Source organism: Lysobacter sp. Root604 (genome assembly GCF_001427505.1).
In the GTDB taxonomy this organism is placed as follows: domain Bacteria; phylum Pseudomonadota; class Gammaproteobacteria; order Xanthomonadales; family Xanthomonadaceae; genus Lysobacter.
On sequence record NZ_LMGS01000001.1, the window covers coordinates 1,188,127 to 1,208,786 of the forward strand.

Genomic DNA, 20,660 nt, shown 5'->3' on the forward strand with positions numbered 1-20,660 from the left:
CTCTCTTAAAGGCGCACTGCATACACAAAAATTGCGCAGTCCCTTATCGAAGCTAGAGAGTTGCGAAAAGGTTGCATCGCTGCAACATCGCCTGAGCCGTCCGAAGCCAACTCGTGGGCGCCGAGCCGCGCCAGATGCTTGATCGTCAAGGGATAGGCCACCCAGGCCCAATGATTCGACCAGACGTTTCAGTAGCGAAACAGTGCCTAATTCCCGGCCGGTAGAATGGCTTTATTTGTTATTATTTTCAGATATTTATATAAGATAATTTAAGTGATTCCGCAGTTGTGCTTGCGATACTCCACTACCTAGCCCGCCCCACTCCAGCCGCGCACGCTGGCGATCCCCAAGGCCGTCATCGCCAGCGAACCGAATAAGTGCAGTGCCGCAGTCGCCAGCGCCCAGCCGTACTGCTGGCGCAGCAGCTGCTGGACGACCTCAGCCGAGAAGGTCGAGAACGTGGTCAAGCCGCCCAGCAATCCGGTGATCGCGAACAAACGCCACTCCGGCGCGATCGAGGCATGCGCATCGAACCAGGCCACCGCCAGGCCCACGCCGTAGCCGCCGATCAGATTGGCCGCGAGCGTACCCAGCGGCAGACTCGCGGCCAGCGGGTTGAGCCACAGCGACAGGCCCCAGCGTGCCCAGGCGCCGAGCGCGGCGCCCACACCGATGGCGAGGAAGGCATAAGGCATCGCGTGGTTCTCCGTGCGGCGCGGGCTCAGTCGTCGCCGCGCGCCTTGGCGCGCGCCGAGCGCAGGCGGTCGAGTTTGTCCTTGAGCTTGATCTCCAGCCCGCGTTCGACCGGCTGGTAATAGACGCGCTCGCCCATCTCGTCGGGAAATCCGGTTTGATCCAGCGCGATCCCGCCTTCGGCGTCGTGATCGTACTGATAGCCCTGGGCGTAGCCGAGCTGCTTCATCAGCTTGGTCGGCGCGTTGCGCAGATGCAGAGGCACGGCCTGGGTGCCGTATTGGGCGACGTCGCTGCGGGCCGCGTTGTAGGCCGCATAGGCCGCATTGGATTTGGCGGTGCTGGCCAGATAGATCGCCAGCTGCGCGAACGCCAGTTCGCCCTCGGGGCTGCCGAGGCGGTCGTAGGTGTCCCAGGCTTCCAGCGCCATCTGCAAGGCGCGCGGATCGGCCAGACCGACGTCCTCGACGGCCATCCGGGTCAGCCGGCGCGCCAGGTAGGCCGGATCGCAGCCGCCGTCGAGCATGCGCGCCAGCCAGTACAGCGCGGCGTCGGGATTGGAGCTGCGCACGGATTTATGCAGCGCCGAGATCTGGTCGTAGAACTGCTCGCCGCCCTTGTCGAAGCGGCGGGTGCGATCGGCCAGCACTTGGGCCAGGCTGGCCTCGGTGATGCGGCCGCCCTCGTCGGCCGCCAGTTCGGCGGCGATCTCCAGCAGGGTCAGGCCACGACGCACGTCGCCGTCGGCGGCGCCGGCGATCTGCAGCAGCAAGTCGTCGTCCACCGCGATGCCCTGCGCGCCCAGGCCGCGTTCCTCGTCGCTGAGCGCATGCCGCAGCGCCAGCGCGATGTCGTCGGCCGACACCGCCTCCATCACATGCACGCGGCAGCGCGAGAGCAGCGCCGAGTTGAGTTCGAACGAGGGATTCTCGGTGGTCGCGCCGACGAACAGGATGGTGCCGCGCTCGATGTGCGGCAGGAACGCATCCTGCTGGGCCTTGTTGAAACGATGGACCTCGTCGACGAACAACACCGTGCGCCGGCCCTCGGCGAAACGGTGCGCGGCTTCGGCCAGCACTTGGCGGACCTCGGGCAGGCCGGACAGCACCGCCGAGATCGCGCGGAACTCGGCGTCGGAATAACGCGCCAGCAACAGCGCCAGGGTGGTCTTGCCGCAGCCCGGCGGCCCCCACAGGATCATCGAATGCACGTGCCCGGATTCGACCGCGCGCCGCAGCGCGGTGCCGGGCGCGACCAGGCGGCGCTGGCCGACCATGTCGTCCAGGCTGCGCGGGCGCATGCGTTCGGCCAGCGGGCGCAGGCCCTCGCGGTCGACGCTGAGCAGGTCGGGTTCGTCCTCGGAACGGCGGGAAGTTCGGCGGGCCACGTGGGGGTAGGTCGCTTACGGCGGTGTCGACCGACACGATAGCAAGTTCGCGCCCGCACGGCGTCGCGACCACCGCCAAGGCCTTGATACGCAAGGCCTTGATAGCTCATCGCTCACAAGCACGGGCCTCGCGCGTTGGCATTACCGGGCCGGCAACCGCGCCGCCCGGCGCGTCCTCGCGCCCACTCGGACCGGACTGCGTTCAATGGCCAATTTCGATCTGTACTTGCCGCAACTGCTGATCTTCGAAGGCGGCTACGTCGACGACCCCCACGACCCCGGCGGCGCGACCAACAAGGGCATCACCCTGCGTACGTTCCAGAGCCACGCCGAGCGGCTGTTGAGCCTCGCCCCCACCCTGGCCAATTTGCAGGCGCTCACCGACCAGCAGGCCGCCGCGCTCTACCGCGCCCTGTACTGGGACGCGTTGCAGTGCGATCAGATCCAGTTGCAGTGCCTGGCCGAGGATCTGTTCGACTTCTACGTCAATGCCGGCGTGCATGCGATCTTCCTGATCCAGCGCCTGCTCGGCGCACCGGTGGCGGTGGACGGCATGTTCGGCCACGACACCCTGGCGGCGTTGGAAGCCGCGGATCAGCGCACCCTGTACGCGCGCTACCGCCAGGGCCGCATCGACTACTACCGCCTGCTGGCGACGCAGCATCCGGTGCTGGCGCGCTTCCTCGCCGGCTGGCTGCGCCGCGCGCAATGGTTCCCGGTCAACGCGCCATGAGCGATCCGTGAGCCGGTCCGGGGCCATCGTGTACGCGCGCATCCGCGCGGCCGAGGCGGCCGCGCGCGACAATGCCGACGATGCTGAGCCGCGAACGGACCTGCGAATGAACACCCCTGCCCTGCGCACCTGGCGGCCCGACGACCGCCACGCCGTGCTGGCCCTGCTGAAGGAAACCTTCCAGCACACTTGGCAGCCGCAGCTCAGCGCGGCCGCGATCGAGGCCTACCGCCGCGTCGCCGAACGTTACGTCGATGCGCAAGGCGCGCATTTCCTGATCGCCGAATGCGAGGGCCGCATCGCCGGCTTCGTGCATCACGAGGCGGGATTCGTGCAAGCCCTGCACGTGACGCGACGCTATCGCCGACGCGGAATCGCGCGCCGCTTGATGGCCGCCGCCGAAGCACAGATGCGCGCGCAAGGCCTCGCACTGGCGAGCCTGGAGACCGACACCTTCAACGCCGAGAGCCAGGCGCTGTACCTGGCCCTGGGCTACCGCGAGGTCGCGCGCTATCCCGATCTGGAATGGAACAGCGGGCTCACCACGATTCGCTACGAGAAGGCGCTGACGCAGCCCTCGTAACGACGCGGCCAGCGCGCATGCGGCAGCGCGGACGCTGCCACGAATCTCGCCGGGCTCAGCGCTCGCCGATCACATCGGTGCCGGCGGGCGGCACGAACTTGAACTTGCCGGCGGCGAAGCCAGGGTTGCGCTTCCAGCCGCTGAACACGACCTCGGTGCGCTGGCCCAGGCTGTCGACCACCTGCATGCGGGCCAGGCCGTTGCCGTCGAAGCCAAGCTTGGCAGTGCGGAAGTTGGCCTCGGCGTTGCCCTTGGGCGCCAGCGACAGCCAGTTCAGGCCGTCGGCCTTGCCGGCGTCCTTGACCACGAACTGCGCGTCCAGCTTGGCCGGATCGATCAGCGCCGACAGCGGGCTGTTCTGTTCCTCGGCGCCCTGCGGACGCACGGTGACCTGTTGCAGATCCGGATCGTGCACCCAGACCTTCTTGCCGTCGGCCACGATCAGCTGCGGGTACGGCTTCACGTACTCCCAGCGGAACAGGCGCGGCGCGGACAGCGCGAGGTTGCCGCTGGAGGCTTCCTTGCGCTTGCCGTTGGCGTCGAACACCTGCTGGGTGAACTGCCCTTCCAGGCCTTTGAGGCCGCGGGTGAAGCTGTTGAGATCGTCGCGCGCGGCGGCGACGGCGCTGCCGGCGAACAGCGCCGCGGCGATCAGAACGATGCGCGCGGCATGGCGGGCGGTGGGAAGGACGGACAGATTCATGCGATCGATCGCTCCGGAAAGACGTGCTGCGGCGAGTCTGCCGCGAGCAAACTGAATAGGTGCTGCGCAATGCGCCAGTATCGCGCGAAAGCGCGGGCGACGTTCAGTCGCGCGATGGCGGCGTGAGCGCCGCCGCGCGTCGGCGACCGCTCAGAAGCCGCGCAGCGCGCTGCGCTTGATTTCCGATTCGATCTGGCGATGCGGCGAGTTGTCCACGCCCGGCGCGGCCTGCAGGCCGACGCTGGGGAGTTCGTTCTCCAGGTGCTCGCAGCGCCCGGACTCGTCGCAGGAATAGACCTGCGGCGCCGCCGCCACCACGCTGGCGTCGCCGTCGCTGCCGACGGTCACGTAGGCGCCGCCGGCGCGCGGCGCGCGCACTTCGGTCTCGGCGCGGGCTACGGCCGCGGTCGCAACCGAAGCCCGCTCGGGCTCGGCGTCGGCGGCGGTGGCGGCGATGGACGGCTCGTCCGCACTCAAGGGCGCGATCTCGAGCGCGGCGGCGTCAACGGGGGCCGCCAAGGTGATCGCGGGCGCGCCGCGCTTCGGCGCTGTGGCGGTCGGCATCGTGGCTGCGGGCAAGGCAGCCCCCGCGGCCGGAACGACCGGTGTCCGCGCGATCGTCGCGACCTCGACGCCGGCAAGCGCAGCCGGTGCGGTCGCCGCATCGGCGGGCGCGGCTTGCGATACGGGCGGCACGGGAGCCAGCGTTGCCACGGCAGGCGGCGGTGCCGGCGCAATCGCAATGCATTGCGCTTCGACACGCGGCGCAGGCCTGGCGACCGTGGGGGGTTCGGGGACGGGAACCACCTCTCGCGCGGCCCCGGGTGCTTGCGGCGTCCGCGCCTTCGGCGCCGGCGACTGCGGCAGGCGTTTGGCCGGATCCTGATCCAGCAACGAAGGCGTCCCGCGCCAGCGCACCCATTCCTGGGCCGGCGCCGGCGGCGAAACGCAGACGATCATCCAGAACGCCGCGATCGCGACGCCCGTCCTGCTCGAATTCCAGGCCATGGCGGCCATCCCCCGAGTCCGAACCGCGTAATCCCCCCCTGCGGTCCAGCTTAGGGCGTCGTTGTGACAGCCGCCAGTCCGGCGCCCGCCGCCTGTCGGCGCCCGGCCCGGTTCCGGCGGCGCCGCCCTATTTCGGCGGCGGCGGCGCCAGCACGCTGCGGTCGCCGTTGTGCTCGGGGGCGGTGACGATGCCGGCCGCCTCCATCGCCTCGATCAGGCGCGCGGCGCGGTTGTAGCCGATCTTGAGCCGGCGCTGCACGCCGGAGATCGAGGCGCGGCGGGTCTCGGTGACGATGCGCACGGCCTCGTCGTAGAGCGGATCGGACTCGTCGCCGCCGCCACCGCTCTCGGGCAACCCGGTGGCGCCGACCACGATGCCGTCGCCCAGGGTCTGGACCTCGTCCAGCACGCCTTCGATGTAGTCCGGCCCGCCGCCGACCTGCTTGAGGTGCTCGACCACGCGGTGCACTTCCTCGTCGGAGACGAAGGCGCCGTGCACGCGCTCGGGCATGGCCGTGCCCGGCGGCAGATAGAGCATGTCGCCGTGGCCCAGCAGGGTCTCGGCGCCGGACTGGTCCAGGATGGTGCGCGAATCGATCTTGCTGGAGACCTGGAAAGCGATGCGGGTCGGAATATTGGCCTTGATCAGGCCGGTGATCACGTCCACCGACGGACGCTGGGTGGCCAGGATCAAATGGATGCCGGCCGCGCGCGCCTTCTGCGCCAGGCGCGCGATCAGCTCTTCGACCTTCTTGCCGACGATCATCATCATGTCGGCGAATTCGTCGATGAAGATCACGATGAAGGGCAGCGTCTCCAAGGGACGCGGCGCCTCGCCGAGCTCGGCATTGGGTTTGAACAGCGGGTCCATCATCGGCTGGCCCGCTTCCTCGGCGTCGCGGACCTTCTTGTTGAAGCCGGCCAGGTTGCGCACGCCGACCATCGACATCAGCTTGTAGCGCCGCTCCATCTCGGCCACGCACCAGCGCAGGCCGTTGGCGGCTTCCTTCATGTCGGTGACCACCGGCGCCAGCAGGTGCGGGATGCCCTGGTAGACCGACAGCTCCAGCATCTTGGGGTCGATCATCAGCATCCGCAGTTCCTTCGCGGAGGCCTTGTACAACAGGCTCAGCACCATCGCGTTGACCGCGACCGACTTGCCCGAGCCGGTGGTGCCGGCGACCAGCAGATGCGGCATGCGCGCCAGGTCGGCCACGGTCGGGCGGCCGGCGATGTCCTTGCCCAGCGCCAGGGTCAGCGGGCTACCGGACTTGTCGTATTCCTTGGAGCGCAGCAGCTCGGACAGGAAGATCATCTCGCGGGTGGTGTTCGGCGTTTCCAGGCCGATCACCGACTTGCCCGGGATCACGTCGACCACGCGCACCGACTTCACCGACAGACCGCGCGCGATGTCCTTGTCCAGCGAACTGATCTGGCTGACCTTGATGCCGGCCGCGGGCTGCACTTCGAAACGGGTGATGACCGGGCCCGGGTAGGCGCCGACCACCTGGGCGTCGATGCGGAAGTCCTTGAGCTTGAACTCGATCTGCCGCGACAGCGTTTCCAGGGTCTCTTCGCTGTAGCCCTTGGGCTGCGGCTTGGGGTCGTCGAGCAGGGCCAGCGGCGGAATGCCGGTGCCGTCGCCGACGTGGAACAGCGGAATCTGCTGCTCGCGCTTGGCGCGCTCGCTCTTCTCCACCACCGGCGCCGGCGGCGGCTCGATGCGGACCTTCTCGCGCTTGGCGCGCAGCTCGGTGTCGACCTTGCGCGCTTCCTCGCGCTCTTCGCGGAAGGCGCGGGTCTGCTGCCATTCGGTGGCTTGCTGGCTGCCGCGCCGGAACAGCTTGCTCAGGACCGGCCCCAGCGCCATCGCCCAGCCTCCGATCCTGTCCATCACCGCCAGCCAGGAAATCCCGGTGGCCAGGGTCAGCGAGACCAGCAGCAATGCGAGTAGGAACAGGTTGCCGCCGACCGGGCCGAAGCCTGAGTACAGCGAACGCCCGACCAACTGGCCGAGGATGCCGCCACTGCCGGCCGAGAAATCGGCGGCCGGGCCGAAGCGCAACTGCAGCAGGCCGGTGGCCGAGACCAGGAAGCCGACGATGCCGACCAGGCGCAGCGCCGGACCGAGGTCGGCGTCGCCATCGCCATCGCTGTCCATGCCGAACAGGGCGATCCAGGCGATCGCGCCCAGCATCAACGGCAGCAGGAAGGCGACGTAGCCGCACAGGTACAGCAGCACGTCGGCGGTCCAGGCACCGACGCGGCCGCCCAGGTTGTGCAGCGGCGCGGTGATCGAGCCCGAATGCGACCAGCCCGGATCCTCGGTCGAGAACGACAGCAGGCTGGCCAGCAGGTACAACAACAGCGGCGCGATCAGAATCAGCGCGATATCGCGCACCAGCCGCTGCCGGCGCGGCGAAGGCGGCGCCTTTTCCTTGGCCGGAGCGGCCTTCTTGCGGCTTGCGGAGGGAGCTTGCGCCACCGTGATGTTCTGCCTGAGCTAGATACCGTTAGTTATTGAATATACGGCGGAACAAACTGAATTAACAGCCAATTCACAGCAAGATCCCCGCCGTGGCGGGGATCCGCGGACGCCGCGGGCGTCTCGCCGTCGTCCCGGCGGGACAGCGGCCGGACCGGCCTGCGTCGCGGCAGGCCAGGACGCCACGTTACAGCTTCATGCCGCGTCGCGCAGGATCGCCGCACGGATCGTCCGGGCCGCGCGCCCTGCTCCGCCTCGGCCTACGCCTGCGCGTCATCGCTCGCAACGTTCGCGGCGCAGGCCTGGTCGATCGGCTCCATGGCGCCGATGGATGTTCAACGCGCTCCGACCGCGATCGCGCCGCAATGGCGTGGATCGCGGGCCATGCAACGTTGCGTCCGCGGCGCGCGCCTTGTGTTGCCGGGACGCCGCCGCCAAGCTATGTGGCCACCGCATCTTCGCCGCGCCAGCATCGGCTCGCGCGACGGAGACACATAGCGCCCAGGCGCGTCCTCATAGCCCGCGATCCCTACATGACCCCTTCGAAGCACTCCCGCGTCGTCATCCTCGGTTCCGGCCCCGCCGGCTGGACCGCCGCCGTCTACGCCGCCCGCGCCAACCTCAAGCCGCTGGTCATCACCGGCCTGCAGCAGGGCGGTCAGCTGATGACCACGACCGAGGTCGACAACTGGCCGGGCGACGCCCACGGCCTGATGGGGCCGGACCTGATGACGCGCATGCAGGCGCATGCCGAACGCTTCGATACCGAGGTGGTGTTCGACCATATCCACAGCGCCGATCTGTCCAAGCGCCCGTTCCGCCTCACCGGCGACAGCGGCGAGTACACCGCCGACGCCCTGATCATCGCCACCGGCGCCACCGCCAAGTACCTGGGCCTGCCCTCGGAAGAGGAATACAAGGGCCGCGGCGTGTCGGCCTGCGCCACCTGCGACGGCTTCTTCTACAAGGACCAGGACGTGGCGGTGATCGGCGGCGGCAACACCGCGGTCGAGGAAGCCCTGTACCTGTCCAACATCGCGCGCAAGGTCTACCTGGTCCACCGCCGCGACACCCTGCGCGCCGAGAAGATCATGCAGGACAAGCTGCACGCCAAGATCCAGGCCGGCAAGATCGAGCCGGTGTGGCACCACGTGGTCGAGGAAGTGCTGGGCAACGACGCCGGCGTGACCGGCCTGCGGGTGAAGTCGGTGCAGGACGACTCGGTGCGCGAGCTGGCGATCCACGGTTTCTTCGTCGCCATCGGCCACACCCCGAACACCACCCTGTTCGAAGGCCAGCTGGACATGAAGAACGGCTACCTGACCATCAAGACCGGCCTGGACGGCAACGCCACCCAGACCTCGGTCGAGGGCGTGTTCGCCGCCGGCGACGTCGCCGACCAGGTCTACCGCCAGGCCATCACCTCCGCCGGCTTCGGCTGCATGGCCGCCCTGGACGCCGAGAAGTTCCTCGACAAGGACGCTTGAGGGTGCGCGGCGCGCTCGCGGCGGCATCGCTGATGGTGGCGCTGGCGATCGCGCCCGCGACGGCTGCGAGCGAGCCGGGCATGTTCTGCCTGGACCGAACCGAGCTGGCCGCCGAACGCAAGAACGCCAGCGGCCCGGCGCAGCAGTACATCTTCAGCCAGCCCGCCGGCATGGGCATTCCGTTCTCGATCAAGCGCTGATGACCGCACCCGCCTCTTCGCTGCAGATCCGCGACGACCGCGATGGCCCCTGCTCGGAGCGGGACTTCGCGCGTATCCACGACTTCATCGGACAGTCCTACTGGGCCGCCGGCATTCCCGCCGACACCCTGCGTCGCGCGCTCGATCATTCGCTGTGCTATCGCGGCTATGTCGACGGCGAACTGGTCGCGTTCGCGCGCGCGGTCACCGACCAGGCCACCTTCGCCTACCTCGCCGACGTGTTCGTGCTGCCCGCGCATCGCAGCCGCGGCCACGCCCGCGCGCTGGTGGGCGCGCTGATGGACGACGCGCGCGTGCAAGGCCTGCGCCGCTGGCACTTGGTCACCCGCGACATGCAACGCCTGTACGCGGGACTGGGTTTTCAAGCCTTGAGCCAGCCCGAGTACCACATGCAGCGTCACGATCCCGATGTCTACCGACGCGGCGACTGAGCCGGTCCGCGCGCGCCTGCTGGAGGACCTGTCGGAGCTGACGCCCGCGCAGTGGGACGCGCTCCACGACGGCCACAATCCCTTCGTCGCGCATGCCTTCCTGTCCGGCCTGGAGCGGCACGGCTGCTTGCGCGAAGAATGGGGCTGGCGGCCCCAGCACCTCACGCTGTGGCGCGGCGACCAGCTGATCGCGGCGGCACCCGCCTATCTCAAGGACAACTCGCACGGCGAGTTCGTGTTCGACCACGCCTGGGCCCATGCCTACGCGCAACACGGGCTGGACTATTTCCCCAAGTGGCTGTGCGCGGTGCCCTACTCGCCGGTGACCGGCCCGCGCCTGCTCGCGCACGAGCCCGCCGACCGCCGCCTGCTGGTCGAGGCCATGAGCGCGCTGGCCGAACGCCTGGCGCTGTCATCGGCGCATGTGAACTTCCACGGCGAGGGTGAGGACGCACTGTTCGGCGACGACTGGCTCGCGCGCAGCGACGTCCAGTACCACTGGCGAAATCCCGCCGGCGCCGACGGTCCGGCCTGGCGCGATTTCGAAGCCTTCCTGGCCGCGTTCGACCACAAGCACCGTAAGAACATCCGCCAGGAGCGCGCCAAGGTCGCGCGCGCCGGGGTGCGCTTCCGCACCGTCGAAGGCGCCGACGCCAGCGACGCCGATCTGGCGCTGATGCACGGCTTCTATCTGCGCACCTTCGCCGATTACGGCAACCATCCAGCGCTGACCCTGGACTTCCTGCGCCACCTGGCGCGCGAGTTGCCACGCGCGCTGGTGATGTTTCTGGCCGAGCTGGACGGCCGCGCCATCGCCGGCGCGTTGTGCCTGCGCGGCGGCGATACCCTCTACGGCCGCTACTGGGGCGCCGAGACCGCCCTGCCCGGTCTGCATTTCGAGACCTGCTACTACCAGGGCATCGACTACTGCCTGCGCGAAGGCCTCAGCCGCTTCGAGCCCGGCGCCCAGGGCGAGCACAAACTCGCGCGCGGCTTCCTGCCCACCTTCGTGCGCAGCCGCCACTGGATCGCCCACGAAGGCTTCCGCGCCGCGCTCGCGCCCTGGTGCCGCGACGAACGCGCATCGATCCGCGACTACGCCCGCACCTTGGCCGAGCACAGCCCGTTCAAGCAGGCCGACTGAGACGCCTTGCCCCTCCTTGCTGTACCTCTGTGGCCTCCCTCCTTTGTCGCAGGGTGAGCACTGCGTTCAAGACCGGCCGGGCTGGGGAGCATGCGCTTTCGATCCGCCGCGCCCCGCACCAGCCCTGCAGCCGTACGCCAACTCGGCGATCATGCCCGCGATGAGTCCCCTGCCCACGCTGCTGTCGGCCGATCCCGAGTCCCCGTTCCCGCCCGCCGAGCGCGCCCTGCGCCGGCCGGAGGGTCTGCTCGCGGCGGGCGGCGACCTGACGCCGACGCGGCTGCTCAACGCCTATCGGCACGGCATCTTCCCCTGGTACGCCGAAGGCCAGCCCCTGCTGTGGTGGTGCCCCGACCCGCGCACGGTGTTCCGCAGCGACGGCGTGCGCCTGTCCTCGAAGTTCCGTCGCCAACTGCGCCGCAGCGCCTGGCGCCTGCGCGCCGACACCGCCTTCGCCGAGGTCGTCGACGCTTGCGCGCACATGCCGCGCCCCGGCCAGGACGGCACCTGGATCACCGACGAAATGCGCGCGGCCTATCTGCAGCTGCACCGGCTGGGCCATGCGCATTCGGTCGAGGTCTATGACGGCGAGCGCCTGGTCGGCGGCATCTACGGCGTGGCGATCGGACGCATGTTCTTCGGCGAGTCCATGGTCTCGCTGCAATCGGGCGGCTCCAAGGTCGCCCTGGCGGGACTGGCGCGGCGTCTGCACGCCTGGGGCTGGCCGCTGCTGGACGCCCAGGTCGAGAACGAGCACCTGCTGAGCCTGGGCGCGCAACTCTGGCCGCGCACGCGCTTCCTGGCGGCGGTGGCCGAACTCAGCGCCGCCGACGCCACGCCAGGCCCCTGGACCGCGGCCTTCGGCGATCGCCCCGCCAGCGAGTTGGCCGACGCGGCCGGGGATTGCGGCGCCGATTAACGCTATTTTTGCGTCGATGCGCCAGGCGTGGCACAATGCCGGGCTTCGCGGGCGCGAAACGCCCGTTCTTCCTCATTCAGGAAACACATGGCAAAAGATGACGTGATCGAATTCGAGGGCACGGTGGCGGAAACCCTTCCGAACACCATGTTCCGCGTGCGCCTCGAAAACGGGCACGAGATCATCGCCCACATTTCGGGACGGATGCGCAAGAACTACATCCGCATCCTGACCGGCGACAAGGTCAAGGTCGAAATGACGCCTTACGACCTGACCAAGGGACGCATCACCTACCGCATGAAGTAAGTGCGGTTGCGAGCAGCGATCAGAAAAAGCGGCCCATGGCCGCTTTTTTCGTTTCGGCCCTCCCGCCGTGTTCCCGGCGCCAGCGTTATACGCTGAGGATGTGCCTAACGGCACAAACAACCCTAACGCGTAGCGCCCGCCTCGGCTTACGGCGCAAATGCCGCGCATAGGCAGTCGCGCGCGCGCATTCGGCTGTGCTACGTTCGGGATAAGGCCATTTCCGCATTGGAAATCCGATCCCTGTGCGAGTCAGGGCGCACGCACAAGGAGGGTGCTCGGAACGCGCCCATTCCGGAACGCCGCCAAGCGCGCGGCGCTCCGCTGCCAAGGAGGAACGCACATGCCTGCACGGATCCCCGAAGACGTCATGAACCGGCTGATGATCGAAAGCGTCGGCGATGTCGAGTTGAAGGACGAAAAGCTGGTCGACCAGACCGCGAATCTTCGCTCCCCGGTCGACACCGTACGTTGCACCTGCATGATCGGCGCCGACTACTTCGGTTGACGCACCCACGATCCGGGTCGCCGCGACGCGGCCCGGATCGCTACCAGGACCGCCCGCACCCACGCGCATCGGCGCGGGCAACGGCCTAGGACCACGGATGTCCGGACCCGATCCGCCTGCCATCGAGCTGGACGACTACACGCCTTTCGAGGCCGGTCTGCTGCCCTTGCTGGAATGGGCCCGGCCGCTACTCGCGCCGCCGCAACGGCGGTTGAGCGCGCTGCTGCACCGGTTGCGGCGCGAAGCCAAGGCCCGCGAATTCGACCTGGTCGGTTTCCAGGACTCCGTCGCACGCGCGCTGGACAGGACCGCGTTGCGCTGGAGCTACCGCTGCCTGCTGTTGGAACTGCGCATCGCCCGGCACCAGCAACGCCTGCGCGGCGCGACGCCGCAGGAACGCCACGCCGATTTCCTGCGCTGGATCGGTAGCGCGGCCGGAAGGCGGCAGGTCCATGCGCGCTATCCGCTGCTACGCGCCGATGTCGAACGGCAGGTCGCCCAGAGCGAGCGCTTCCTGGCCGAGTTCCTGCAACGCCTTGCCGGCGACCGCGCACCGCTGCGCCGGCTGTTCGCCGGGTGCGACCTGGGTGCCGCCACCGGATTCCGCACCGGGCTGGGCGACCCGCACGACCACGGGCGCAGCGTGGTGCGGCTGCGTTTCGAACATGGCTGCGCGTATTACAAGCCGCGCAGCTTCGCCGCGGATGTCGCTTATGCGGATTTCCTCGCCGACCTGGCCCGGCACGGCATCGCGCCTGCGCAGCGCTCGGTCGCGGTAGCGGACCTGGGCCGCTACGGCTACGCCGCCGAGGCCGTGCATGCGCCGATCGCCGATCGCCAGGACGCCGTCCAGTACTACCGGCGCTACGGCGGCCTGGTCGCGATCGCGCAATTGCTGGCGATCTCGGACCTGCACTACGAAAACCTGATCGCCAGCGGCGCCTATCCGGTCGCGATCGACCTGGAAACCCTGTTCCAGCCGCGCCTGGGTGCGCGCCACGGCGGCCGCATCCGCTACGACGTTTATGGCGCCTCGGTGCTGTTCTCCAATCTAGTGCCGCGCGCACGCGACGCCGCCGATGAGCACGATCTGAGCGGCTTGGCGTTCGCGCTGCACACCGTGACCTCGCGCGTGCCGGTGGACCCGGGCACCGATACGCTGCGTCTGGACGAGGTCGAAACGGTCACCGCGCACGGCCAGAACCTGCCGCGCTTCAACGACGGCACCCGCGCCCTGCCCCAGGACCACATCGCCGACATCGTCGCCGGCTTCGAACAGACCTACCTCGGCCTGCTCGCGATCAAGCCGGCGCTGCTGGCGCCGGACGGCCCTCTGTCCCGGTTCCGGCATGCACGCATGCGCCTGTTGCTGCGCTCGACTCATATCTACGGTCGCCTGCTCTCGGCGATGTCGCACCCCAAGTTCATGGGCTCGTCGGCCGCCCGCGAGGACGTGCTGGCCCGCCTGCGCCTGGGCGAGCGGCAGTGGCCGTTCCTGACCCAGTCGCACGGCTCCGAGCGCGAGGCCTTGCTGCGCGGCGACGTGCCGCGCTTTTCGATGACGGTCGACGGCACCGACGCGATCGACGAGCTCGGCCGCCGAATCGGCCGCACCCACGCGCGCTCGGGATGGGCGGAGGTGCGCCGTCGTTTGCGCGAGTGGTCGCCGCGCGATCTGCAGCGTCAACGCTACGTGCTCGCGCAGGCGCTGGAATGCATGCGCGCGGACGCGGTCGTGGCGCCGTCGTCGCGATCGCGCGTGCGCGAGACTTTGCCGCCGCCGCCCTCGCCAGGCGAGTTTCGCAGCGCGGCGGCGGCTATCGGCGATCGCCTGCTGGCCCTGGCCTTTCGCGACGGCCGCGGTTCGGCCTATCTGCAGGTCGAGTACGACCAGGCCGACCGCCCCGCGATACGGCCCATGGGCCTGGGGCTGTACGAAGGCCTGTGCGGGCTGGCGCTGAGCTTCGCCGAACTCGGCCGTCAGTGCCGGCAACCGCGTTACCTGCGCGCGGCCGAGGCCGCGCTGCAGTCGATCCGCCGACGCCTGCGCGACGAGCCCGAGGCGCTGGCCTCGATCGGCCTGTACACCGGCACGGCCGGCTGGATCCACACCCAGTTGCAGTTGGGCCTGAGCTGGCGCCGCCGCTCCTTGCTGCGCGACGCCGTCGCCAGCGCAGCGGGCTTGCGCGAACGCATCGCTCAAGACCGCGAACTCGACCTGATCGGCGGCGCCGCCGGCTGCCTGCTGACGCTGATGCGCCTGGACGACGCCTGCCCCGACCCGGGCCTCGCAGCGCTGGCACAGGTCTGCGCCGAACACCTCGCCGCGTCCGCAACCATCGAAGGCCGCGACGCCTATTGGCTGAGCCTGGGCGCGCCCGAGGTCCCGTTCTGCGGCTATGCCCACGGCAGCGCGGGCATAGCCGCCGCCCTGTCCGCCTACGCCCGCCGCAGCGGCCAGCGACAATTTCAAGCGCTGGCCGAGCGGGCCCTGCGCTTCGAACGTCGCCGCAGCCGTCTCGGCGCGGATGCCTCGACGCAGGCGGATCCGGCGTCCTGGTGCCACGGCGCCAGCGGCCGCGGCATGTCGCGCCTGCTGCTGGCGCGGACGCTGCCGCAGCCCCCTGTCGAAGCCGAGCTCGACGCCTGCCTGGCCACGGTTGAACGCACCGGCCTGAGCGGCAGTCACTGCCTTTGCCACGGCCAGCTCGGTCAGTTGGATTTCATGCTGCAACTCGCGTTGCATCGCGGCGATCGCGATTTGCTGCGCCGCTGCCGCAGCTATGGCGGACGGATCCTGCAGCAAGGCCGGCAGCGCTGGCGTTGCGGCGTGAATCAACCCGGCCAGGAGCCGCTGGGCCTGATGATCGGTCTATCCGGCATCGCCTACGGCCTGCTGCGCCTGGCCGACCCGAGGCGCACGCCCTCTGTGTTGAATCCGGGCTGGGCGCAATGAGCCGGCGCGGACGGCACCCGCCTGCGGGGCCCTGAAAGCGGCGCAGCGCGAGCACAGGACCGGGGATTGAGGTGCGTCCGGATGCGAGGATGTTGGCGACCTGGCGGCGACGCCGTCGCCGCACGCGCAGCGACGAGAGCAAGCCGGCGGCCTCACGACACCAACAGCAGGGCCGCGATGGACGGGGCCTGGAGGTACCCGACGCCAGCGCCCGCTACAGCGCGCTCGATGGCGGTTCCTGCGAGATTCGAGCGACCCCACGCATCCACTGCGACCCAATCGCGCGCTCGCGCATCCATACCCGCATGCCTCAGTCCAAGCGACGTGCGGCGACGAGCGATCGTCCGTTAGGAAGATCGTCGCGATAGCTCGCGCCCTGCGCACAAGCCGCGCCGATGCGACGCAGGACCGAGGGATTCGTCGGCGTCTGCGGCGATTCGCGCCGGTCGCGGCCCGAATCGTCGCAAACGCATTGCGCCGTAAAGGACGGCACGCAGCATAGGCACCGTCATACGCGTTTCGTTCGGAATCGGACATAGGCCGATGTTCACGGTGCCGGAGGTCAGGGCGACTTCCTCCAGATTCGGCACGAACCGCGCATCACTACTTTAATCACGCCCCGTTCCCAAACCAGGAGAGATGCCATGCGCCACACCCACCGAATCACCCTGTTGCTCGCGCTCGGCCTGTGCGCCGCCAGCGCACAAGCCGTCGCCGGCGAAGCCATCCAGGAATGCGTGGAGCTCAGCGGCTCGCAGCAGGTATCGCGCTTCGGCACCCAGTACGTGCTGGTCGCCGATGGCGACGCCTATTACCGCCTCAGCGTCTCCAGCTCCTGCGACGGCCTGCAAATGGCGACCCGCTTCGACCTCTCGGCCGACGGCCAGAGCGGCCGTATCTGCCCCAGCGGCACCCGCGTCAAGCTCAACAAGGACGACTGCAAGGTCAGCGCGGTCGAGCGCATCGACGAGACCGCGTACGCGCGCTACAACAAGCGCCGCTGAGCGAGGCCGAACGAGTCGCCAGCCGTGTTACGCGGCAGGGTGCGGTGAGCGAACGCGTCGGCAGGCACCCGCCTTTGCCCCCTCCTTTGAAAAAGGAGGGTTGGGGAGGATTTGCTCCTCCTCGCTACGCGACATCCCGCCCACGGCACGATCTGCTCGCGGCGAAGCGGACTGGAGTAGCACCGCGATCGGCCGTCATAGCGTAACGAGAGACCAAAACCAAAACAGGCGGCCATCCGGCCGCCTGTTTCGTATCGCCTGACACCGCGCGAACACCGCGGCGCCGTCGGATCACACCGTGACCGGCAACAGCTTCTCCGGCTCGGCCTGGGCCTCGACCACCAGCTCGTCGTCCTTGACGTCGATGCTGACGCGGCCGCCCCCGATCAACTTGCCGAACAGCAACTCGTCCGCGAGCGGGCGCTTGATCTTGTCCTGGATCACGCGCGCCATCGGACGCGCGCCCATCAGCGGATCGAAGCCGTGCTGGGCCAGCCAGTCGCGCGCGGTCGGGGTCGCGCTGAGGGTGACGTTCTTCTCGTGCAACTGCGCTTCCAGCTCGATCAGGAACTTGTCTACCACGCGCAGGATGTGATCGAAGCCCAGCGCCTGGAACTGCACCACCGCATCGAGGCGGTTGCGGAATTCCGGGGTGAAGCTGCGACGGATCACTTCCATGGCGTCGGTCGAATGGTCCTGCTGGGTGAAGCCGATCGTGCGCCGCGCCGCCTGCGCCGCGCCGGCGTTGGTGGTCATCACCAGGATCACGTTCTTGAAGTTGGCCTCGCGACCGTTGGTGTCGGTCAGGGTGCCGCGGTCCATGACCTGCAACAGGATGTTGAAGATGTCCGGATGCGCCTTCTCGACCTCGTCCAGCAGCAGCACGCAGTGCGGGGTCTTGACGATCTTCTCGGTCAGCAGGCCGCCCTGGTCGAAGCCGACGTAGCCCGGAGGCGCGCCGATCAGGCGGCTGACCGAATGCGGCTCCATGTACTCGGACATGTCGAAGCGCACCAGCTCGATGCCCAGCTGCAGCGCGAGCTGCTTGGTGACCTCGGTCTTGCCCACGCCGGTCGGGCCGGCGAACAGGAAGTTGCCGATCGGCTTGTCCGGATTGCCCAGCCCCGAACGCGCGAGCTTGATCGCCGCGGTCAGGGTGTCGATGGCCGGATCCTGGCCGAAGATCACCATCTTGAGGTTGCGCTCGAGGTTGCGCAGCACGTCCTTGTCGCTGGCCGAGACCTGCTTGGTCGGGATGCGCGCCATCTTGGCCACGATGGTCTCGATCTCTTCGATGTCGATCAGGCTCTTGCGCACGTTCTCGGGCAGCAGGCGCTGGCGCGCGCCGGCCTCGTCGATCACGTCGATGGCCTTGTCCGGCAGCAGGCGGTCGCCGATGTGCTTGACCGACAGATCCACCGCCGCCTGCAGCGCCTCGTCGGCGTAGGTCACGCCGTGGTGCGCCTCGTACTTGGGCTTCAGGCCCTGCAGGATTTCGAAGGTCTCGCCCACGGTCGGCTCGACGATGTCGATCTTCTGGAAGCGCCGCGCCAACGCGCGGTCCTTCTCGAAGATGCCGCGGTATTCCTGGAACGTGGTGGAACCGATGCAGCGCAGCTCGCCCGAGGACAGCGCCGGCTTGATCAGGTTGCTGGCGTCCATGGTGCCGCCACTGGCGGAACCGGCACCGATGATGGTGTGGATCTCGTCGATGAACAGCACCGCGTCGGGCAGCTTCTTGAGCTGCGCCAGCACCGCCTTGAGGCGCTTTTCGAAGTCGCCGCGGTACTTGGTGCCGGCCACCAGCGCGCCCAGGTCCAGGGCGTAGATGGTCGCGTTCTCCAGCACCATCGGCACGTCGCCGTCGACGATGCGCTTGGCCAGGCCTTCGGCGATCGCGGTCTTGCCCACGCCGGCCTCGCCGACGTACAGCGGGTTGTTCTTGCGCCGGCGGCACAGCACCTGGATGGTGCGCTCGACCTCGTCGGCGCGCCCGACCAGGGGGTCGATGCGGCCGTCGCGAGCGAGCTGGTTGAGGTTGACCGCGAACTCGGCCAGGGCGTCGGACTTGCCCTCGCCCTCGCCGCCCTCGGCCGGCTTGGCTTCGCCGTCCTCGTGCTGGCCGCCCGCGTCCTCGGCGCCGTGCTTGGCGATGCCGTGCGACAGGTAATTGACCACGTCCAGGCGGGCCACGTCCTGCTGGTTGAGGAAGTAGACCGCGTGCGAGTCCTTCTCGCCGAAGATCGCCACCAGCACGTTGGCGCCGGTGACCTCCTTCTTGCCCGAGGACTGGACGTGGTAGACCGCGCGTTGCAGCACGCGCTGGAAGCCCAGGGTGGGCTGGGTGTCGCGATCGACGTCCTCGGGCAGCACCGAGACCGAGGTCGCGATGGCCTGTTCGAGGTCGCTGCGCAGTCGCGCGAAGTCGGCGCCGCAGGCCTTGAGCACGCCCTCGGCGGAGGGGTTGTCCAAAAGCGCCAGCAGCAGGTGTTCGACCGTCATGTACTCGTGGCGCGCCTCGCGGGCGCGCTTGTAGCACTGGCCGATGCTGTATTCGAGATCCTTGCTGAACATGGGAGGGGGCCTCCAGTACGTATGCACCCTTGATTGGGGCCGGCCGGCGGTTTTTCCATCCCCGTCGTCGCGGAGCTACAGCAGAGTTCTAAGCCTTTTCCATCGTGCACAGCAAGGGGTGCTGGTGCAGCCTTGAAAATTCGTTCACTTGCGCCACCTTGGACTCGGCGACTTCGCGCGTGAAGACGCCGCAGACGCCGCGGCCGCGGGTGTGCACATGGAGCATGATCTGGGTCGCTTTCTCGGCATTCATGGGGAAAAAGCGCATCAGCACCTCCACCACGAAGTCCATCGGGGTGTAGTCGTCGTTCAGCAACAGCACGGAGTACAGCGGCGGCCGGGCGACTTCCGGCTTCCCGGTCTCCACCATGACGCCGTGGCTGTGTTCGTGATCGGTTTGTTTGGGCATACGCAAATTATACGGCCGGCAGGCCGCGAGCCGTGGACGCCCGAGAGCGCGGCAAGCAAAATGGCGGCTTCCGCCCCATCCCAACCTCCCAAGTGAAAGGAATCCCGATGCGCCTTACCGCCCTGGCCCTACCCGCCGCGCTGGCCGCCGCCCTGCTGCTGCCCGCCGCCGCCCAGGCCGCCAGCAACAAGGCCCAGGCCGACGAGGCCAAGCACTCGACCGCCGCCGACCCGCGCATCGCCAAGCAGCTGGACGGCTTGGGGTACAAGTACGAAGTGGATGAGGATGGCGACTACAAGTTGACCTTCGAGATGGACGACGACCGCAGCCAGCTGGGTTTCGTGATTTCGCGCACCGAGAGCTACGGCAAGCACAAGGTCCGCGAAGTCTGGGCCCCGGCCTACCGCGCCGAGGGCGACGCCTTCCCGGCCGAGCTGGCCAACAAGCTGCTCGAGGACAGCCAGTCCAGCAAGATGGGCGGCTGGGTCAAGCAGGGCAACATGGCCGTGTTCGTGGTCAAGCTGCGCGCCGACGCGCCGGCCGAGGAGCTCGACGACGCTCTGGACTACGCCCTGCGCGCGGCCGATCTGATGGAATCCGAGCTGACCCCGGGCAAGGACGAGTTCTGATGAGCTACCGCGAGGGCCGCTTCTGGCAGCCGGACGTCACCGTGGCCACGGTGGTGGTCGACGGCGGGCGGCTGCTCGTGGTCGAGGAGACGGTCGGCGGGCGCCTGGTGATCAACCAGCCCGCCGGCCATCTCGAGCCCGACGAGAGCCTGGTCGACGCCGCCCTGCGCGAAACCCGCGAGGAAACCGGCTGGGACGTGCGCCTGACTGGCTTCGTCGGTGCCTACCAGTGGAAAGCACCGTTGCAGCCCGACGGCAGTAGCGGCCGCCACTACCTGCGCTTCGCCTTCGCCGCGGTGCCGGTGGTGCACGACCCGAACCGGCGCCTGGACGAAGGCATTGTGCGCGCCCTGTGGCTGACCCCGGACGAGCTGCAGGCCGAATCCGCGCGCCACCGCAGCCCCCTGGTCTGGCGCACCGCCAGCGATTTCCTGGCCGGGCGCCGCCACCCGCTGGACCTGATGCAGCACCTGGATTGAACGC

20 protein-coding genes are annotated in these 20,660 nt (G+C 68.7%); 13 read left to right on the forward strand and 7 right to left on the reverse strand.

Annotation, left to right across the window (positions count from 1 at the left end; all coding sequences use genetic code 11):
• Positions 1–308 precede the first annotated feature (308 nt).
• Both crcB and ASD69_RS05560 read right to left on the reverse strand, forming a co-directional pair.
• Positions 309–695, reverse strand: a complete 387-nt coding sequence (gene crcB / locus ASD69_RS05555; RefSeq protein ID WP_056174812.1) for a fluoride efflux transporter CrcB — start codon at positions 693–695, stop codon at positions 309–311.
• Positions 696–721: 26 nt separating this feature from the next.
• A complete protein-coding gene (locus ASD69_RS05560; protein WP_056174813.1) occupies positions 722–2,080 on the reverse strand; it encodes a replication-associated recombination protein A in 1,359 nt (452 codons plus the stop codon).
• Between the two features lie 205 nt (positions 2,081–2,285).
• Between ASD69_RS05560 and ASD69_RS05565 the strand changes: the two genes are divergently transcribed.
• Positions 2,286–2,813 (forward strand): N-acetylmuramidase, encoded by a 528-nt coding sequence (locus tag ASD69_RS05565; RefSeq protein WP_056174815.1) that lies wholly within the window; start codon positions 2,286–2,288, stop codon positions 2,811–2,813.
• Between the two features lie 106 nt (positions 2,814–2,919).
• Positions 2,920–3,396, forward strand: a complete 477-nt coding sequence (locus tag ASD69_RS05570; protein WP_056176621.1) for a GNAT family N-acetyltransferase — start codon at positions 2,920–2,922, stop codon at positions 3,394–3,396.
• Positions 3,397–3,451: 55 nt separating this feature from the next.
• On the opposite strand, the gene lolA is transcribed toward ASD69_RS05570, so the two are convergent.
• From lolA to ASD69_RS05585, 3 genes are all read right to left on the reverse strand, one after another.
• Positions 3,452–4,099 carry an outer membrane lipoprotein chaperone LolA gene (lolA, locus tag ASD69_RS05575; RefSeq protein ID WP_056174817.1) on the reverse strand — a complete coding sequence of 216 codons (648 nt, stop codon included), beginning with the start codon at positions 4,097–4,099 and terminating at the stop codon, positions 3,452–3,454.
• Between the two features lie 150 nt (positions 4,100–4,249).
• Complete coding sequence (locus tag ASD69_RS21720) at positions 4,250–5,116, reverse strand: hypothetical protein (RefSeq protein WP_157499024.1); 867 nt, start codon at positions 5,114–5,116, stop codon at positions 4,250–4,252.
• A 118-nt stretch (positions 5,117–5,234) separates the two neighbouring features.
• Complete coding sequence (locus ASD69_RS05585) at positions 5,235–7,592, reverse strand: DNA translocase FtsK (RefSeq protein ID WP_200943943.1); 2,358 nt, start codon at positions 7,590–7,592, stop codon at positions 5,235–5,237.
• A 533-nt stretch (positions 7,593–8,125) separates the two neighbouring features.
• On the opposite strand from ASD69_RS05585, the gene trxB reads away from it, so the two are divergent.
• The 9 genes from trxB (at position 8,126) to ASD69_RS05625 (ending at position 16,565) form a co-directional block, all read left to right on the forward strand.
• Positions 8,126–9,079, forward strand: a complete 954-nt coding sequence (gene trxB / locus ASD69_RS05590) for a thioredoxin-disulfide reductase (protein WP_056174823.1) — start codon at positions 8,126–8,128, stop codon at positions 9,077–9,079.
• Between the two features lie 2 nt (positions 9,080–9,081).
• Entirely contained in the window at positions 9,082–9,279 is a 198-nt protein-coding gene (locus ASD69_RS05595) for a hypothetical protein (RefSeq protein WP_056174825.1), read from the forward strand.
• Entirely contained in the window at positions 9,276–9,731 is a 456-nt protein-coding gene (locus tag ASD69_RS05600) for a GNAT family N-acetyltransferase (protein ID WP_200943957.1), read from the forward strand. The genes ASD69_RS05595 and ASD69_RS05600 overlap by 4 nt, the downstream gene beginning before the upstream one ends.
• Positions 9,709–10,875 (forward strand): GNAT family N-acetyltransferase, encoded by a 1,167-nt coding sequence (locus ASD69_RS05605; protein WP_082576282.1) that lies wholly within the window; start codon positions 9,709–9,711, stop codon positions 10,873–10,875. Before ASD69_RS05600 ends, ASD69_RS05605 begins: the two co-directional genes overlap by 23 nt.
• Before the next feature lie 160 nt (positions 10,876–11,035).
• The gene (aat, locus tag ASD69_RS05610; protein WP_056174829.1) at positions 11,036–11,794 is read left to right on the forward strand and encodes a leucyl/phenylalanyl-tRNA--protein transferase; all 759 of its coding nucleotides are present in this window, start codon (positions 11,036–11,038) and stop codon (positions 11,792–11,794) included.
• 87 nt (positions 11,795–11,881) lie between these two features.
• Positions 11,882–12,100: a translation initiation factor IF-1 gene (infA, locus tag ASD69_RS05615; protein WP_031372296.1), complete on the forward strand. Its 219-nt coding sequence runs from the start codon at positions 11,882–11,884 to the stop codon at positions 12,098–12,100.
• Positions 12,101–12,440: 340 nt separating this feature from the next.
• On the forward strand, positions 12,441–12,605 hold the full coding sequence (locus tag ASD69_RS21725; protein ID WP_157489276.1) for a hypothetical protein: 165 nt from the start codon (positions 12,441–12,443) through the stop codon (positions 12,603–12,605).
• A 97-nt stretch (positions 12,606–12,702) separates the two neighbouring features.
• Complete coding sequence (gene lanM, locus ASD69_RS05620; protein WP_056174831.1) at positions 12,703–15,561, forward strand: type 2 lanthipeptide synthetase LanM; 2,859 nt, start codon at positions 12,703–12,705, stop codon at positions 15,559–15,561.
• 644 nt (positions 15,562–16,205) lie between these two features.
• Complete coding sequence (locus ASD69_RS05625) at positions 16,206–16,565, forward strand: DUF6491 family protein (RefSeq protein ID WP_056174834.1); 360 nt, start codon at positions 16,206–16,208, stop codon at positions 16,563–16,565.
• 291 nt (positions 16,566–16,856) lie between these two features.
• Here ASD69_RS05625 and clpA read toward each other — a convergent pair whose 3' ends face one another.
• Both clpA and clpS read right to left on the reverse strand, forming a co-directional pair.
• The gene (gene clpA, locus ASD69_RS05630; RefSeq protein ID WP_056174836.1) at positions 16,857–19,139 is read right to left on the reverse strand and encodes an ATP-dependent Clp protease ATP-binding subunit ClpA; all 2,283 of its coding nucleotides are present in this window, start codon (positions 19,137–19,139) and stop codon (positions 16,857–16,859) included.
• An 88-nt stretch (positions 19,140–19,227) separates the two neighbouring features.
• Positions 19,228–19,548: an ATP-dependent Clp protease adapter ClpS gene (clpS, locus tag ASD69_RS05635; RefSeq protein ID WP_056174837.1), complete on the reverse strand. Its 321-nt coding sequence runs from the start codon at positions 19,546–19,548 to the stop codon at positions 19,228–19,230.
• 107 nt (positions 19,549–19,655) lie between these two features.
• Between clpS and ASD69_RS05640 the strand changes: the two genes are divergently transcribed.
• Positions 19,656–20,177: a YbjN domain-containing protein gene (locus ASD69_RS05640; protein WP_056174839.1), complete on the forward strand. Its 522-nt coding sequence runs from the start codon at positions 19,656–19,658 to the stop codon at positions 20,175–20,177.
• Positions 20,177–20,656: an NUDIX hydrolase gene (locus ASD69_RS05645; protein WP_056174842.1), complete on the forward strand. Its 480-nt coding sequence runs from the start codon at positions 20,177–20,179 to the stop codon at positions 20,654–20,656. Before ASD69_RS05640 ends, ASD69_RS05645 begins: the two co-directional genes overlap by 1 nt.
• Positions 20,657–20,660 lie beyond the last annotated feature (4 nt).

Bases quoted from the DNA above. Each gene is read 5' to 3' on its own strand.
- crcB (WP_056174812.1), bottom strand. From the start codon at position 695: ATGCCTTATGCCTTCCTCGCCATCGGTGTGGGCGCCGCGCTCGGCGCC.
- ASD69_RS05565 (WP_056174815.1), top strand. From the start codon at position 2,286: ATGGCCAATTTCGATCTGTACTTGCCGCAACTGCTGATCTTCGAAGGC.
- ASD69_RS05570 (WP_056176621.1), top strand. From the start codon at position 2,920: ATGAACACCCCTGCCCTGCGCACCTGGCGGCCCGACGACCGCCACGCC.
- lolA (WP_056174817.1), bottom strand. From the start codon at position 4,099: ATGAATCTGTCCGTCCTTCCCACCGCCCGCCATGCCGCGCGCATCGTT.
- ASD69_RS21720 (WP_157499024.1), bottom strand. From the start codon at position 5,116: ATGGCCGCCATGGCCTGGAATTCGAGCAGGACGGGCGTCGCGATCGCG.
- trxB (WP_056174823.1), top strand. From the start codon at position 8,126: ATGACCCCTTCGAAGCACTCCCGCGTCGTCATCCTCGGTTCCGGCCCC.
- ASD69_RS05605 (WP_082576282.1), top strand. From the start codon at position 9,709: ATGTCTACCGACGCGGCGACTGAGCCGGTCCGCGCGCGCCTGCTGGAG.
- aat (WP_056174829.1), top strand. From the start codon at position 11,036: ATGAGTCCCCTGCCCACGCTGCTGTCGGCCGATCCCGAGTCCCCGTTC.
- infA (WP_031372296.1), top strand. From the start codon at position 11,882: ATGGCAAAAGATGACGTGATCGAATTCGAGGGCACGGTGGCGGAAACC.
- ASD69_RS21725 (WP_157489276.1), top strand. From the start codon at position 12,441: ATGCCTGCACGGATCCCCGAAGACGTCATGAACCGGCTGATGATCGAA.
- lanM (WP_056174831.1), top strand. From the start codon at position 12,703: ATGTCCGGACCCGATCCGCCTGCCATCGAGCTGGACGACTACACGCCT.
- ASD69_RS05625 (WP_056174834.1), top strand. From the start codon at position 16,206: ATGCGCCACACCCACCGAATCACCCTGTTGCTCGCGCTCGGCCTGTGC.
- clpA (WP_056174836.1), bottom strand. From the start codon at position 19,139: ATGTTCAGCAAGGATCTCGAATACAGCATCGGCCAGTGCTACAAGCGC.
- clpS (WP_056174837.1), bottom strand. From the start codon at position 19,548: ATGCCCAAACAAACCGATCACGAACACAGCCACGGCGTCATGGTGGAG.
- ASD69_RS05640 (WP_056174839.1), top strand. From the start codon at position 19,656: ATGCGCCTTACCGCCCTGGCCCTACCCGCCGCGCTGGCCGCCGCCCTG.
- ASD69_RS05645 (WP_056174842.1), top strand. From the start codon at position 20,177: ATGAGCTACCGCGAGGGCCGCTTCTGGCAGCCGGACGTCACCGTGGCC.